We start from the raw sequence: 14,690 nt of genomic DNA, 5'->3' as shown, positions 1-14,690 counted from the left end.
GCCCCCGTACCTATAGGGATAGTTGGGTTGCATATTACGAGCACCGGCCCACTCCTGCTGCCCAATGGGCACTCCCAAGTCAGCAGGCCCGGGACCTACGCGTCGGCTGACACCCCAACAAGGTGGCGACCTGTGTGATGACGCCGGGGTCGGTGATGGTCACCGGTACACCTTGGCGTTCGCACGAGGCGGTGAGCCAGGCAGTGAAGTCGGCCCGATCGTAATCACCCATCGCCCGCCCCTGGTGGGTGGACAGTGCGTAGCGCCCGGATCTCGACAAGCGCGGTGCGGCGGGTGTGGATGTGCCGCAACGCGGCCGACACGACCAAGGTTCGGTCGCCGGGGGTGGCGTGCCCTGCCCGGTCGAACTCCCACCACACCTCGTCGCCGTCTACCAGAGCTTCGTGTTCAACACCGATTGGATCATGTTGTGAGGCTCCGCTGTTGGTAACTTGTTGGCGGGTCCAGGTGGCGCGGATGGCACGCAGTTTGCCCATGGTGGTGGAGTAGCGGCGTGATTTGGTGGTGATGTGGCCTCGGTAGCCGAGGGTGTGCAGCCAGCGCCCGATCCCAGTCAACGTGTCGATGCCCAGTTCGCGTGCACGGTGGGCGAGATCGCTGATGGTGGTTAGGATCGTGCGGACGTATTCAGTGACGGGCAGGTCGGTGACGGCCTCGGAGGAGAGACGTCGGGCGCTGATGCCGAAATCTGCCAACGATTTGGTGACGTATTTAGCGAGATATCCGGCGACGCGGCGCCGCGACAACCGTTCTGCTGATCCTGTGGCGTTGGGTTCTCCTTGCACACAAGGTGTTTCGTCTGCAATCGGCTGGGTGTCGATCTGGGTACCGAACCGCACCACCAGCGTGCCAGTCTCGTTGCGGTTGCGGTTGCGGTTGCGGTTGTGGTTGTGGGCGCTGGGATCGAGGACTTCAAAGCTGGCTGTGCGTGCGGCCTGCTGGGTAAGGGTGGCTAGCTCGGCGGCGCTGAGCGGCGACTCCCACACGGGTTGGGTTTCGTGACGGTGCTCCCCACCACCACGGGTGGCGGCGGGTCCGTAATCATCGTGGTCATCTGAGGTCGTGGCGGCAGGGTCGAGCCGGATGAGTGCGTGGATGTGAGGGACGGCGCGGGCCTGCATTTCCACCACTTTGACAAAACTCACCCGCACTGATTTCGGCTGTATTCCAGCGGCTTTCAGCCTCCTGCTGACGACGCGTCGAAGTGTGATGGTGAATCGGCGCCATAGTTCGGGTAGGTGCCAGGTGAATAACACTTGCCCGATGTAGTCGTAGCAGTCCTGGCAGAGCGGTTGCCCGACGCTCGGATCGTTGTGGCCATGAGTCCTACTGCACCACAGGGGTTGCTGGTGGGGGCAGCGCCGGAACTCCCCGATCCGGCGATGATCCCGGCACACACTGCCCGTTGCGCCGTGGACGGTTCCGAAGCTGGGGGCGGTCAAGGTGGCAAACACTTGCGGATGAGTGGAGACGGTGGCGGGAATGTGGTGGCGCCCACCGCTGGTCCCAGCAGCCACCAGTTGCCAGGTATCACGGGCATAGAGATCTGAGCAGGACGGGCACACCGAGGCCCGCCGGTTGTTGCAGCGCACCCACACCACCGTTTCGCGCCCGAACTCATTGGTGCCGACCAGCTGAATGGGATGGGCACAGAATCCGACCGATTGGGCGCGCTGCCACCACGCATCAAAACCGATGGAGGAGGCGCGGCGCACCATCTGCGTGACGACGCGCGAGGGGGCGAGAGTGGCGGGGATACCCGGCAAGTTGATTGCCGGGCTCCCTGCACCATAGGTGGAACTCATTTCTGTTCTCCGGCAGTGTTTTCAGAACCGTTCTGCCCGCCCGGCTTCTTGCGAGGGGCCGGGAAGATCCGCACGAGATAGGAGATGTCGTCGTCGGTGACGTAGAAGGCACGTATCCGCACCGGCGTGGCGGTTCCGTCGATCATCACATACCCCACACCCGGTGTGGCATCAGCGATGAGGTCGCACTGCGCCCCGGCATCACGGGCACCCTGACCCAGCACCATCGCGGTTTGTGATGCCTCGGTCATGCGCAAACCGATACGCACACCGAACAACTGACGCAACGGCAACGCATCTTTGGACGGGTCCTGAATCGCCCCTACCACCGAGATACCCACCGCACGCCCTTGTGAGAGCAGCAGCCCGAGGAGTTGTTCGATCTCGGCTCGGATCTTGCGGTCAATCACATAGGAGGTTAAGGCCGCGATTTCGTCGATAATGATCACAAACAGCGGATCAGCTGTAGTGGGGGTGTGCAGGCGGGTGTGTCCGCGCAGCCGGTTGGCCCTCTCATTCATCACCTTGACCAAAGCACGCAGCAGCTCCAAGGTTCGGTCGGTGGCATCGTGAGAGAAGAACGAGAACATCGGAGCACCCGACCCGAGTTCCATACCGCCTTTGGGGTCGATCACGCACAACCGCACCCGCCCGGTTCTGATGTCCGGGGCTAAACCCGCTGTCAGCGACCACAACACCGAACCTTTACCGGCCCCCGGCGCCCCGGCAACCAAAAGGTTGTGACCTAGCACCGGCACCCGCCACAGGCCACCGTTCTCGGTGACCCCTACCGCAATCGCCGACAGATCCACGCCTGAGCCGACCACGGGCCTGGGCAACGCCACAGGTCGGGCCAACGCATCCCCGCGCATGACCCTGATGCGGATCTGACCGGGCTCGGTGGCGGCGATCGTAATGCGATCGGCCTTAAGGGCTGCCGCCAATGCTTCGGATTGGTTGCGCCAGTTGATGATCGACTGACCGGTCACCACCGACACATCCAGGATGTCGCAGTATTCGCCGATCCTGATGCCGTGCAGCAGCGGAACCAGCTGGCGCTCACCAACCGTAGCGGTCAGGCCGCATGCGGTGCACACCTTGTCCCACCGTGACAGATACCGTGACCAGCGCTGCCAATACCGGTACGGCGGACCGATCACCCACTGTTCGAACGAATCCTCATCGAGCACCATCCACAGCGTGTAGAGGGCAACAAACGCAAGTGCGGTCAGGAACCCGGCATTGATGCCCTGCCAGCACCCCATCGCGAACGCCACCGCTACAGGTGCGCCCAGTGACGGGAACCGCAACCCCCACCACAACAGCTTGCCGATCCCAGCTATGACGGCGATGAGGATTTCCCCGAGCCAATCATCGGACGATGATTCATTGCTGCCGGTAGTTTTCTTGTTGTTTGAACTGTTCGACATGAATTTTCCGCCTTCTGGAAAGTCTTTATGAGAGAATGAGAAGCCTCACCCCAGCCGCCACCTACCTACCCCCGATTGGTTCACAGCGGCTGGGGTGATCGAATTGCTACGGACGCGCGGGCGCCGACTTGCTGCTATCTGTCGACGTGATGGTGTCGGCGCGGAACGCCACTCCCGAGCGCCCCTCTTGAGACCACGGGGTGGCCACCAAATTCGTCACCGCGACCTGCTGTCCGACCGTGACCCTGGGCTCACCAGCGACCGTCACCGCCAACACATCGCCGCCATCGGCATCCAGAGCCATCAACTGCACCGCAAACAGCACCGCCCCCGTTGCCTTGTCCACCTTGGGCGCACCGGAACCGAAATCGGTACGCGGCTCAGGGGTTTTCGTGCACATGAACGACACCGACGAGGTATCAACCTTGAGTTTCATTGTCTTACTGCCCTTTTCGCTTTGTTCGGTTCACGCCCGGTCGGGCGCTGTCACCACTAAAGCTGGACATTTCGGACATATCGACAGACATTTCGGACAGTTCGGACATGACCGTGGACATTTGAGACATTCGGGCGGACATTTCGAACATTTCCCAGGTCAGCAGGCAAATCCGCGCAGGTGTGAGAAAATCCTGACAAGGCCCAGTCGTCGCGGCAGGCCGATGCTCAGGAAGGGGAACGAGGCAGTGGAGAGCACCGAGGGGGAGATCAAACCTGCCGCTGTGCCGAACGTGGCCCTCGATTTGATGATGAAGGCCAAATCGATGTCACCACGCAAGCTCGCCAGCCATGTCGGGCGCGATGAGAAAACAGTGAACAGGTGGCTTACCGGGGAAACGGTCCCGCAGAAAGCGAACGCCCGCAGCGCCGCCAACGCCTTGGGGGTGCGGCCCGAACAGCTCTGGCCCGAGATCATGATGCCCGCCGACCCACAAGAGGGCGCCGACGAGAGCACCAGCAGGACAGCGGACCTGACAGCAGTGTTCATGACCCGCAACGACTTCCTGCGCGCGGTCAGCCTCGATGACTTATTCGGCCCGGCCACCGACATAAGTCTCAGCGGGCTATCACTGAATCTGTTGTGCCAGCACTACCCGGACACCGAAATCATCCGCTTACTGGCGGGCGGCACCACAATTCGTGCACTGTTTCTTGACCCGGCAGGCCGCTACATCGCAGATCGGGAAACCGAAGAAGACCACAGCCCCGACGTGCTCTCCGGGCTGACCAAAACCAATATCGCCACCTTGCGCCGCATCCAGAACCGGCTACCGACCGAGACCGCCGCAAACCTGCACCTGCGCACCTACGATGAGCCACTGCGGTTCAACCTGATCCTCATCGACGCAGCGACATGCATCGTGCAGACCTACCTACCGCACGCACGGGGGATGGAATCGCCGACCCTTATGATCGAAAAGCAGAACCAATCCGAAGGGCTGCTGTCTGTGTTCACCTACGTATTCGAGCACTACTGGAACCGGGGCAAGCCCATCACATGAGCTACCGCGACTTTCTTGAAACCGCTTGGCACGCAACCGCCATGGGTGCGGGCATCTTGGCCTCCGCACATCCAGGGGTCGTGCACAAAAAAGGTGACCGCGATCTGGTCACCGACGCCGACCTTGAGATCCAACGCCAAATCATTGCCCACCTTTCCCGCGCCACCCCCGACATCGAGGTGCTAGCTGAGGAATCAGCTCACCAGCCTGACCCCGCTACCGCCGAACGACTATGGGTGCTCGACCCCATCGACGGAACCTCCAACTTCGTACACGGCCTACCCCTGTGCGCGGTATCTCTTGCCCTGCTGGACCACGGCCATCCCGTCGTCGCCGTCACCCGCGCGCCCCTGTTGCAACGCACCTACCACGCCACCAAAGACGGCGGCGCATACCTAAACGGCCACCCCATCGCCGCCAGCGGCACCAACCAATTGGACGAAGCGATTGTGTCCGTGGGCGACTACGCCACCGGCCAAGATGCCGACGACCGCAACCAACACCGACTCGCCCTCACCGGTGCACTTGCGGCCCGCGTCGAACGTATTCGCATGTTTGGAGCCGCCACACTCGATCTGGCATTCGTCGCCCAAGGAGCAATCGACGCCTGCGTCATCATGTCCAACAAACCCTGGGACACCGCAGCAGGAACACTCATCGCCGCCGAGGCCGGCGCACGTATCACCGACGCCCACGGCAACCCCCACACCCACCAATCAGCAGCAACCATCGCCGCCTCACCAGGCATCGCCGATCAACTTGCCGCCATCATCGAAACCAGCATCACCACCATCAGCTAGACACGACCAAACCGTTCATCGACTCCGCGTCCACCGATCGTCAACATTTCGGGGGCGGCTACCGTCCGCTGGCGCTCCCGTCCAACGCCCCCGAACAGACCACCGCAGCCACGGATAGAAAAACGACGAACCACCTCTGAACTGCTGTGTGAGAACTTTCTTTACTGGTATCAAGGGCGTCAGGCCCACACGAGACGCCAAATCAGCCCACATCCGCTCTTCATCAACCAATGTCTCACCAACCGTCAACACCACACACCGAATCTGCGACAGAAACTCTGGCCTCACAATCCAAGGCTTCCGCACCAACCAGCACGACAGCCCCCAACCGCGCGATCTCCCTAAGGCCCAATCGGCCAAACCCGCACCCAAAGATAGGAGCATCTGGTGTCAAGAAGTGGGTCGACTAGCTGTGGTTGTTCCGGTGGCTTGGTAGATGACTCTGTGGCCGATCTCGACGGCGTGATCGGCGAAGCGTTCGTAGTAACGGCCTAGCAGCGTCACATCCACGGCGGCGGCGGTCCCGTGCGTCCACTGTGGGTCGGACAGGGCCGTGAATAGGTTCTGATGTAGGTGGTTCATTGCCTCATCGTCGCGGCTTAGCTGTTCGGCTTTATCTGGATCACCGGATATCAGAACAGTTTTAGTGTTGTTGCCGATCGCCACCGCGATACCACCCATCTCAGAGAACACCGGGCGCACGTCCTCGGGTAGCGCACAGCTGGGATGACGGCGGCGCGCGGTCTTGGCCACGTGCAGCGCTAGTGAGGCCATCCGGTCCACATCTGCGACGTTCTTGAGAGCGGCCACCACGGCCCGCAGATCCCCGGCCACCGGCGCCTGACGAGCCAGCAACACGAACGCGTCCACCTCCGAATGCGAGGCCACGGACACGATGCGATCGTGCAGGGTGAACACCTTCTCGGCCAGCAGCAGATCGGCGTGCAGCAGGGCCTCGGTGGCACATTCCATCGCCTGCCCGGCTAGCCCACACGCATCGGCAATCCCTGCGTTCAAAGCGGCAAGCTGCTCATGAAAGACCGTGCGCATCCCTGCACCCTAAGCGTCCCTGGATCGCCGCCGACGGCCCTGCGTGAACACTCCGGTGAACCATTCCTCACCCAGGACCGCAGGGCTGCCCCTAACGGGCGGTATTGGTGTCCCCTGAGCAGCAGGTATGACCTGCCGACGCCCCTCTGCTGAACTGCGGCCCGCGTTGATCGTGAGGTGTTGAGACGACGTTGCCCGAAGTGTGGCCCGGATCGTGAAGTTCCTGCGCGCCGGGTATCCCAACGATGTTCCTGCCACCGACTACATACCGCTACTAGCACTTCTCACACGACGGCTCACCGACGATGAAATCATTACCGTCTTAGATACGGCGACGTAGCGGATCGGCGGCGGGATCCCAAAAAGATTCCTGTTCTGGTGCTTGTTGCCGCCGAAGCATTCTCCGCAATCCATCGCCGCCTGCATGTTCTTCTCTTAACCGCCTGATCCGACCCAGGAGAATAGGCTTACTTTGCAGATCCTTCTCCATTCGGTCGAATACCAGACCAACTTGCCGCAATGCTTCGCGATATGAATCGACGTATCCATGCTGAATCGTCTGGCTTAACCGATCAGGTGGCATAAGCAATGCGGCCTCAGTTAGCTCCAGCCTCACCAAGTCGCCGTGCACCGATACTGTTATCTTTCCGGCACTCTCTTGCCCCCCTGCTACAGGAAAAACAACCGTCCCAGAGATGTTGCCCACCCAGCTACCGAGCCAGCGAACCAGCTCGTCATCCCCCATCTCCTCGAAACCCATAACCACTTCCATCCACCTGGTAGTAGACCCCCCGTTGCGCCGTAATCAATTACAACTGTGAAGCTATCGACTCCGCCAGATCATTCAACACGAAGGGTCACCCCAGCACGTACCAATCGTTTCCGATGGCAGCGCGCAGAAACGCCATGTGGACATGGATCTGGAACAGGTGCGTGCTCTCCGCAATCGCAACGCCGCCAATTCGCAAGCCTGGCGCGAAACCGTAAACCTCATCGAACTGCAACGGCCCTATATGCTCGTAGACCCGGTCGAACATGCCCTCTTCGTTGTTATCGAAGAAATCAAAGCGCTCTTTCTTTCCTGTCGCGAAGAACGCTTTGATCGCCCCGCCAAGATCTTCGGTTGAGGAGCCTATCGCGGGAGACCCGAAGAAAACTGATCCCCTGGCGGGTTCGACTATGAGGGACACCCCGTAGCCAGGTGTCCAGAACCAGACTTTCCCGAACGCGTTGCGTGCAAAGGGGATGAAACGACCATCCGCTCCCAGGCGCGGGTGCTGGACGGCGTCAAGGAGAACTTCCTCCGCGGTGACCTTCCACTCGATGGGATCGACTAGCCAGATGAGCCCATTGCCGAATCCCGAGAAGCCGAACTCCTGCCAGTACGAGACCAGGCAGTCAGGGACAAGCCCAGTGTAGGCACGCACGTGCCCCTCAGTGCATGAGGGTCCCGGGGTGGACAGGGGCAACTTCGTGAGGAAGTACTCAAAATCTTCGTCGGCCATTAATTTCACTTCCCACCGAGTCTAACGTTCACGATTGCGTTTGGGTCTTGGGTTTGTAGCCATGCCTTGAAGGCGTCCCGCTCCTGTTTGGTCAAGTTACCAAGCGCGTTGTTGACTTGCCAGTCACCATAAGTAAGCCCGTCGGTATAGCCGCCGAACTTTATGTCTGGGTTGTGGATAACCGGCTGCGGGATAAGCCCAGAACCTGTGGGGAATTGCTTGTTCGCGTACTCCTCCGCCAGGCGTTCCGCTTCCGCCGGACCGTACCCTGCATTGCGAAGCTCTTGATATGAAAGCGATTCCAGCTCGCCACGAAGTGTACCCCGCAGATCTGTAACCGGTGGCCGCGTAGCTTCCATGTTGTCGAGGACTTGTTGGACACTTTGGGTGTTGAGGCCGTGTTCCCATAGCTGGGTGTGACGGTCGATTTCGGCGGCGTGGTCGGCGGCGTGCTTGTCCGTGTAGGAGGGAGAATCGACGTCGTATTGCGGTGTGCGTGGTAGTTCGTCAGCGGGCACTCCTCGCTGAGTGGCGATGTCCTGTAAGTTCTGTTCGCCTCTGTCCCAGTCCATCTGATCACGTTCGGCACGGTGCGCTGCCCGAGCGTCGTCAAGGATCTGTTCACCGTCGTGGCCCGCGGGAGGGTTTTCGTGAGTACCCGGCGTGTTCTGATCTCCTGGTGCAGCTGGGTGTTCATTAGGTGTGTTCGGGTGGTCGCCGGTTGCTGGTGGTGAGTTGTCGGTGCGGGGGGCTTCGGTGGGTTTGGTTTCGGCGTGGGGTGTGCCGGGGATTTCGGCGCCAGGTTTGGGGAGTTCGCTGGGTGTGGCGCCAGGTTTGGGAAGTTCGCCGGGTTTGGGGAGTTCGCCGGGGTTGATGTGGGGGAGTTGGCCGGGTTTGGGGAGTTCGCCGAGTTTGAGTTCACCGGGGTTGAGGCGGAATTCACCTGGTCTGAGTTTGGAGAGGTTCCCTAGTTTCTCGACGAGGGCTGCGGCTGTGTCTGCCCCTGTGGCACGTGCCAAAACGCTGCCGAAGCGGGCGGCACGGCTCCCGGCCTCGGCGGCGGAAATGGCCGGTCTTGCTTCCCCGACGCCGGGGATGAAGAACGTTGCGATCGTGGCTAGGTTGTATCCGACCCCGCGCATGGGGTGATCACCGCTGAGATCTTCCCAGTCGATCAGGGCTTTACCCATCTCCAAAGCGCCGTGCGGGTCCATCGCAATCTTGGTCACCAGGAATACGGGGTTCAGCATCAACAGCCCTTCAACGGTGCCTTTCCATGCCTGGAGAGCCCCCTGAGGGTTATAGGCAAACCGCACAGGATTCAACGCTGGAATTATCGAAGCCAATCCGACAATATTTTTGATTATCCCAAATTCAAGATCGATATACCCATTGACAATGGGGGCAACAGCCGGGAATTCCTTGCTCACCCATTTTTCCACTGAATTGACAAGGCCCTCAAGCATCGTCATCGCCAACTCGATGGCTTCGACCATGGCGTCAGCCTGGCGGCCCATATTCCTTAAGACCGCCATAATTTCACGGGCGATTTCCTTGATTTCCTTCAATGGATCATCGCCCGAGAAAAGGTCACCGATCGCATCACCGATAGTGTCCAGCATTCCCGATGGACTGACCCGTTTCAGCAGCTCGCGGACCTCGTTCTGGGTGTTCTCCACTTCGTCGGCGAATTTAGTGAGCTGCTCCGAGATGGCGGTGCACATCGGCCCCAAAGAAGTCAGTGACGTACCGATATCGTCCACCGCAGTGCTCATCTGCTGTTTCTCGGGAATATTCTGCGCGGTCACGCCAGGCTTGGCATCCGGTATCAGACCGGCGACCCGGTCCAATGCCTCCCCGAGTGTCTTCCATGGTGGCGCGGCCGCCCGTATATCGTCCGGGTCACCGTTGGGCCAAAATCCCTCGATAAAATGTTCGACAATCGACCACAGTATCGGTGCGGCAATACCGTCCCCCATGGCACTTGGGATGCTGACCGACAGCTCCTTCCCGGTCAGTTCCGCGGGCGCCGCAACCGAGGGCGAGGGGTGGCTCACCGTCGCAGCCGCCTCAGCCTGCGCATAACTGGCCGCCGACATCTGGATCCCGAACCCCACCTGCTGGCAGGCCTTCAGCGTCTCTAGCGCCGCTTTCGCCACCGCCGACGCATTCTGGGTATACGACGCTCCGAAGACCACTCCGGCGGTGTCCTGACCGGCGTTGAAACCTTTCAGCGAACCCGAGAACGCTGTCAGTGCCGCAGTGAGCTGGGCCGCGTCCCCACTCAGGGCAGACCCTGAAGCTGCCAATACCCCGGGATCCACCTCAATGGATGCCATCAATTATCCCCAACAAGTTTCACCCGCCCGAGCGCCCGTGCTGCTAGCTCGCGCCCCACATTTTCCTATTTGCCAAAATCGCGGCCGCATAGCCCTGGCGTGCGCCATCCAGAAATTCCTTCAACTGCGACAGAGCCTCACGTATCCGTTCAGCCCCGTCCTCTAGCTGGTGATACGCATCCTGCCCCGCCGACGCCGCCTCGCTATCCCACGAATCCGAGAGCCTGTGCATCGCCGACTCAGCCTGCCCCATCCAGCCCTTCAACGACCCATAAAAATCTTCCATCTCGGCCACCGGCCCATGCAGCGCCTCTGGATCCACCCGAAACGACCCCATCACGCATCCACCGAATCCACCCGCTGGTACTCGTTCGCCATATCCGCCATCCACCCCGATAACCCCGACAACCCCGACACCACCGATGTGGCCCCCTCATCCCACTGCCGCCACACCTTCTTGTATTCCTCCGACGCACCCCCAGCCCACGTAGCCCCCACCACGCCAGTCACATCACCATCAACCCGATCCAACCCCGACCGCAACCTCTCGGCCACCTTGGACAATTCATGAGCAGCCCGCCTCAACTCATCCAAAACAACCCGCAAATCCTTAGACACACGCCACCACCCCTCCTCAACAGCCAACACAAGTCCCAACTAGCAACGAACGCTAACACCCAGCCCGACAGCCCGCCACCACAACAGCAAAACAGAAAACCGCCATGCCTCAGAACGCGACCAAACAGATTAAGCAAACCCGAATACCCCAATCAGAGCACCGGACGAATCGGCACATCGCAAGAGCCCGAGCGGACCCGTGAGCAAGACGCACTGCGATTTCCACCGCATACACCAACGAACCTCCCCACCTAGGAGAGGTGCTGCGCCGCTGCGTATCTAGAAGCGCAGGGGGCGGAGCATGAGTTGGTCGAGTTCGGTGCCGAACTCTGAGATGTCGATATCGTTTTCGAAGAGCACCGCCACCTGGCCCACTTCTAGATCCGGTGAGGTACATAGGGCGCTGTCACCTCCGTTGCCGGTTAGCCACAGCATGTCGGTGGAGGCGATGACCTCGGGACGGTCCCAGTCCGGGATACCGGTGGCACAGCCCGCCCAGCCCGCCCAGCCCGCGAAACTGGACATGTACGAGGGTTGGGCCAGCCCAAACGATTCCCCATCCAGGATGGTGAACCCGGGATGCACATCACGGAGAAACTCACGGGCCGGCATCGGCAAGGTCTGCCACAACGGCGGCGTCGGCCCGGTGAAGGTTCGTGGATCCCAGCCAACCCAAACCACTATGTCACCGTCGGCGGCCTCGACGAAGTAGAGCAGTGCCGGGCCTTCCTCGTGCCAGTAGCACACCTGCACATCACGAAGCCGGGTACGTAGTACGTCGGCGAAACCCGGGATCATCTCCAGAAAATCTGGATTCCACCGTGCCAATGCCAGCTGTACACGCTCGGCCGGATCAGCCGATGCCGCCACCTCGCCGAACGGTCCAGCCATATCGGGAACCGGTGAATCCAGCACCGCGACAGGACCTCGCCCGCCGCCAAGCAGCTCATCGAGTTTGGCTAGGCCCGAATCCGGCGACGGCGCCCCAAACTTCAGTTCGTTAAGCAACCGATCGTCGCCAGCGGCAGCTGCAGCGATGACACGGCGCAACTCGGCGCGCACCTTGTCCTCTAGCTGCACCTGCTCGATCTGATACTCGCGACTGACCCCCCGTAGCGTTGCGGCGCTGCGGCCCCGCTGCATCCAATACACATGCCGAGACACCCACTGCAGATTCTTCGGCGTGAACGCCACCCGGGCGGTTTGCTCCATCTTGAGATCGGCGAACCCAGGCATCATCACAATCTCGGCCAACGAAATGATCCGCGCAGCCACCACAGCCGCCTCGAACTTGCCACGACCAATCGTTGCCGGAATCACGGGCTCATCACGCATCCAGACATTCTCCAATCCGGACGGCATGTCCGGGTACGCGCTCGATCTCGTGCAATGACGCAGAGCCGCTAACGATCTTCGCCAGAGTCTTGCAGGTATTTGAGTTCATGACTCAGCATCACTTCCAGCGCGGTGGGCCCAAGATCAGGTGCGCCGCGGCTAGCGAGCACCTCCCGCACCGTTCTCAACAGAGATAGCTCGGACTCAATGCCGGCCGCGGCGCTGTGGGCTGTTTGCACGTACCCCTCGTACGCGCAGCAGCCATCGCACTCATGCACCGCCAACCTCTCCCAACCCCGGGCAACCCACAACACGAATTGATCCGGATCTGGGTGGGGCTGCCCGTGCACACAAATACGGTCCAAAACACCGTTCGACCGCCACCGCTGCGGCCAGTCACCCATGTTGTGGCCACTGGGCTTATGGATGACGCAAACCATGTCGGCGCAATCATCGGGCGGATGCCCAGCAGCAAACCCATTCATGTCGCCATGATGAATGCTGCGACCTCGACGCAGCAAGTGTGCGCATACACGTGACTGAAATACACCACTACATTTGTCGTGGTCCAGCTCGCGGACCTGCGCGACAGTTGACAACAATCCTTGTTGCGTAGCTGTAGGGGTTGTACGCCGACGTCACGGTTGGGGGCAGCAACCAAGTAACCAGGGCACCAGGGGACCCAATGGCCGACACGCCAGTTGCGACCGGCTGCCAACTAAATGATCGTGAGAGCGACAAGACACCGCAGTCCACTACCCCGCGCGTCTCGCAGGTTGGAAGATCGCTGTCGGTGTTACCGCGGCGATCGCGATCATTTTGGCCCTTTGGGCTGTTACTGACGTAGAGCGCCCAGTGTGGGTATCCAATTCCAAGGCTGTCGTCACCGCATGGAACCCTGAACCGACAGCGATGAGCCCGACCGAATGCCACGCCCAACCAGTACCCCAAGTGCGACGGCAACTTCTGTGTCGGCGGCGAGCTAGCTGCGAGCCGATCGCGCACCAAAAGCTTGCCGACAGGGAATCCCCACGGCCACTCGTATCCGCCACCGATCAGGCACGGCAAGAGGTCATATTAATAACTTGTTAGGTTGTCGATGTTGGTGGGGCCGCCGGTGGCCCATTCGTTGATGTGGTGGACCTGGCACAGGTAGCCGGGGATAGTGCATTCGGGGTGGGTGCAGCCGCGGTCTTTGGCGTGCAGCACGATCCGCTGATCGGCCGATGCGATGCGTTTGGTGCGTCCGAGATACAACGGTCGTCCGTCGTCGTCGACGATGCTCAGGTAGTGGTGGGCGTGAGTAGCCATCCGGATCACATCGCGCATCGGTAGCAGGGTGCCGCCACCGGTGATCGCCACCCCTGACGCGTTCTCCAGCTCGGACAGCGTTGTCGACACCACGACGGTGACCGGTAAGCCGTGGTGGGAGCCGAGTGCTCCGGAGGCGAGGGTGGATCGCAGCACCGCGCGCAGGGCGTCGTGGCTGCGTTGGGCGTTGGTGCGGCGATCTTGTTCGGCAGCCTCGGGTGCGGGTTCCCCGTCCACGAGGGGTGATTGGTCGGTGGGGTTGCACATGCCGGGGGCGGCGAGCTTGGAGAACACGGCATCGAGGTAGGCGCGGGTTTCCGGATCCAACAGACCCGAGATCGCCGACATCCCATCGAAACCCTGTCGCCCGATCGTCACCCCGCGGCGCCGGGCGCGATCCACATCGGAGAACTCGCCGTCGGGATTCAACAACGCCATCATCCGCTCGGTCGCGATCCGCAACGATTCGGGACCGAACCGGGCCGCCAACACGGCCAGCTGCACCTCGGCGGCCTCCCGGGTCGCCATGTCGACCAGCACCGGCAGCCGATCAAAAAACGAGCGCACAATCCGGACGTGTTCCTCGCCGACCTCACCCCGACCCAGTGCGGCAGCCACATTCGGTAGCACCGGCGCCAGCCGCTCACCGGTCAACGCACGCCGCGGGGCCAGTTGCTGCGCGTCGGCGATCCGGCGCCGAGCCGCACCCCTGCCGATATGCAGCCGTCGCGCAATCACCTCCGAATACGACATACCACCCAATTCCACCGGCGAGCCGTACGTCACGATTCCCGCGGTCAGGATGTGCGAGGCAGACAGAAGTTGACGTTGAATCATCTCCAGGTCGGCCAAGGCCGTCAGCTTATCGGCGCAGCTGAGCTCATCGAAGGTCTCAGTGACCAGCCCTGCGGCCGCCCCCTTCAACACTGCAATCGAACTCATGTTCGAATGGTAACGGCGCCCACCGACAACCAAAC

13 protein-coding genes and 2 pseudogenes are annotated in these 14,690 nt (G+C 61.2%); 3 read left to right on the top strand and 12 right to left on the bottom strand.

Annotated features, from left to right (window positions below; all coding sequences use genetic code 11):
* Positions 1–79: 79 nt before the first annotated feature.
* From AB0H22_RS13110 to AB0H22_RS13095, 4 genes are all read right to left on the bottom strand, one after another.
* Complete coding sequence (locus tag AB0H22_RS13110) at positions 80–232, bottom strand: hypothetical protein (RefSeq protein ID WP_358146854.1); 153 nt, start codon at positions 230–232, stop codon at positions 80–82.
* Positions 225–1,826 (bottom strand): replication initiator, encoded by a 1,602-nt coding sequence (locus AB0H22_RS13105; RefSeq protein ID WP_358146853.1) that lies wholly within the window; start codon positions 1,824–1,826, stop codon positions 225–227. Before AB0H22_RS13105 ends, AB0H22_RS13110 begins: the two co-directional genes overlap by 8 nt.
* On the bottom strand, positions 1,823–3,256 hold the full coding sequence (locus AB0H22_RS13100) for an FtsK/SpoIIIE domain-containing protein (RefSeq protein ID WP_358146852.1): 1,434 nt from the start codon (positions 3,254–3,256) through the stop codon (positions 1,823–1,825). The genes AB0H22_RS13105 and AB0H22_RS13100 overlap by 4 nt, the downstream gene beginning before the upstream one ends.
* A gap of 106 nt (positions 3,257–3,362) precedes the next feature.
* Positions 3,363–3,692 (bottom strand): hypothetical protein, encoded by a 330-nt coding sequence (locus AB0H22_RS13095; protein ID WP_358146851.1) that lies wholly within the window; start codon positions 3,690–3,692, stop codon positions 3,363–3,365.
* A 247-nt stretch (positions 3,693–3,939) separates the two neighbouring features.
* Here AB0H22_RS13095 and AB0H22_RS13090 point away from each other — a divergent pair, with 247 nt between their 5' ends.
* Positions 3,940–4,755 carry a DUF5919 domain-containing protein gene (locus AB0H22_RS13090; RefSeq protein WP_358146850.1) on the top strand — a complete coding sequence of 272 codons (816 nt, stop codon included), beginning with the start codon at positions 3,940–3,942 and terminating at the stop codon, positions 4,753–4,755.
* On the top strand, positions 4,752–5,555 hold the full coding sequence (locus AB0H22_RS13085) for an inositol monophosphatase family protein (protein WP_358146849.1): 804 nt from the start codon (positions 4,752–4,754) through the stop codon (positions 5,553–5,555). The genes AB0H22_RS13090 and AB0H22_RS13085 overlap by 4 nt, the downstream gene beginning before the upstream one ends.
* 390 nt (positions 5,556–5,945) lie before the next feature.
* On the opposite strand, the gene phoU is transcribed toward AB0H22_RS13085, so the two are convergent.
* Positions 5,946–6,605, bottom strand: a complete 660-nt coding sequence (gene phoU / locus AB0H22_RS13080; RefSeq protein ID WP_358146848.1) for a phosphate signaling complex protein PhoU — start codon at positions 6,603–6,605, stop codon at positions 5,946–5,948.
* A gap of 202 nt (positions 6,606–6,807) precedes the next feature.
* Here phoU and AB0H22_RS13075 point away from each other — a divergent pair.
* Positions 6,808–6,918: pseudogene (locus AB0H22_RS13075) on the top strand (DUF3349 domain-containing protein); the annotation flags it as partial.
* 9 nt (positions 6,919–6,927) lie between these two features.
* Here the strand turns inward: AB0H22_RS13075 and AB0H22_RS13070 are convergent.
* The 7 genes and pseudogenes from AB0H22_RS13070 to AB0H22_RS13040 all read right to left on the bottom strand — a co-directional run.
* On the bottom strand, positions 6,928–7,365 hold the full coding sequence (locus AB0H22_RS13070) for a hypothetical protein (protein ID WP_358146847.1): 438 nt from the start codon (positions 7,363–7,365) through the stop codon (positions 6,928–6,930).
* 97 nt (positions 7,366–7,462) lie between these two features.
* The gene (locus tag AB0H22_RS13065) at positions 7,463–8,110 is read right to left on the bottom strand and encodes a GAD-like domain-containing protein (RefSeq protein ID WP_358146846.1); all 648 of its coding nucleotides are present in this window, start codon (positions 8,108–8,110) and stop codon (positions 7,463–7,465) included.
* A 5-nt stretch (positions 8,111–8,115) separates the two neighbouring features.
* Positions 8,116–10,449, bottom strand: a complete 2,334-nt coding sequence (locus AB0H22_RS13060) for a hypothetical protein (protein WP_358146845.1) — start codon at positions 10,447–10,449, stop codon at positions 8,116–8,118.
* Positions 10,450–10,492: 43 nt separating this feature from the next.
* Positions 10,493–10,786 carry a WXG100 family type VII secretion target gene (locus AB0H22_RS13055; RefSeq protein WP_358146844.1) on the bottom strand — a complete coding sequence of 98 codons (294 nt, stop codon included), beginning with the start codon at positions 10,784–10,786 and terminating at the stop codon, positions 10,493–10,495.
* Complete coding sequence (locus AB0H22_RS13050; protein WP_358146843.1) at positions 10,786–11,067, bottom strand: WXG100 family type VII secretion target; 282 nt, start codon at positions 11,065–11,067, stop codon at positions 10,786–10,788. The genes AB0H22_RS13055 and AB0H22_RS13050 overlap by 1 nt, the downstream gene beginning before the upstream one ends.
* 279 nt (positions 11,068–11,346) lie before the next feature.
* A complete protein-coding gene (locus tag AB0H22_RS13045; protein ID WP_358146842.1) occupies positions 11,347–12,402 on the bottom strand; it encodes a hypothetical protein in 1,056 nt (351 codons plus the stop codon).
* A 1,086-nt stretch (positions 12,403–13,488) separates the two neighbouring features.
* A pseudogene (locus AB0H22_RS13040) lies at positions 13,489–14,655 on the bottom strand (HNH endonuclease signature motif containing protein); the annotation flags it as partial.
* Positions 14,656–14,690 lie beyond the last annotated feature (35 nt).

Source organism: Mycobacterium sp. NPDC050853, assembly GCF_040653875.1.
GTDB lineage: Bacteria > Actinomycetota > Actinomycetes > Mycobacteriales > Mycobacteriaceae > Mycobacterium.
Note: the sequence above shows the minus strand (reverse complement) of the source record. Positions and strands in the feature narration are given on the sequence as shown.

Coding starts and splice junctions, on each gene's coding strand:
- AB0H22_RS13110 (WP_358146854.1), bottom strand. CDS start 232: ATGGGTGATTACGATCGGGCCGACTTCACTGCCTGGCTCACCGCCTCG.
- AB0H22_RS13085 (WP_358146849.1), top strand. CDS start 4,752: ATGAGCTACCGCGACTTTCTTGAAACCGCTTGGCACGCAACCGCCATG.
- phoU (WP_358146848.1), bottom strand. CDS start 6,605: ATGCGCACGGTCTTTCATGAGCAGCTTGCCGCTTTGAACGCAGGGATT.
- AB0H22_RS13045 (WP_358146842.1), bottom strand. CDS start 12,402: ATGCGTGATGAGCCCGTGATTCCGGCAACGATTGGTCGTGGCAAGTTC.
- AB0H22_RS13060 (WP_358146845.1), bottom strand. CDS start 10,449: ATGGCATCCATTGAGGTGGATCCCGGGGTATTGGCAGCTTCAGGGTCT.
- AB0H22_RS13055 (WP_358146844.1), bottom strand. CDS start 10,786: ATGGGGTCGTTTCGGGTGGATCCAGAGGCGCTGCATGGGCCGGTGGCC.
- AB0H22_RS13100 (WP_358146852.1), bottom strand. CDS start 3,256: ATGTCGAACAGTTCAAACAACAAGAAAACTACCGGCAGCAATGAATCA.
- AB0H22_RS13070 (WP_358146847.1), bottom strand. CDS start 7,365: ATGGGTTTCGAGGAGATGGGGGATGACGAGCTGGTTCGCTGGCTCGGT.
- AB0H22_RS13065 (WP_358146846.1), bottom strand. CDS start 8,110: ATGGCCGACGAAGATTTTGAGTACTTCCTCACGAAGTTGCCCCTGTCC.
- AB0H22_RS13105 (WP_358146853.1), bottom strand. CDS start 1,826: ATGAGTTCCACCTATGGTGCAGGGAGCCCGGCAATCAACTTGCCGGGT.
- AB0H22_RS13095 (WP_358146851.1), bottom strand. CDS start 3,692: ATGAAACTCAAGGTTGATACCTCGTCGGTGTCGTTCATGTGCACGAAA.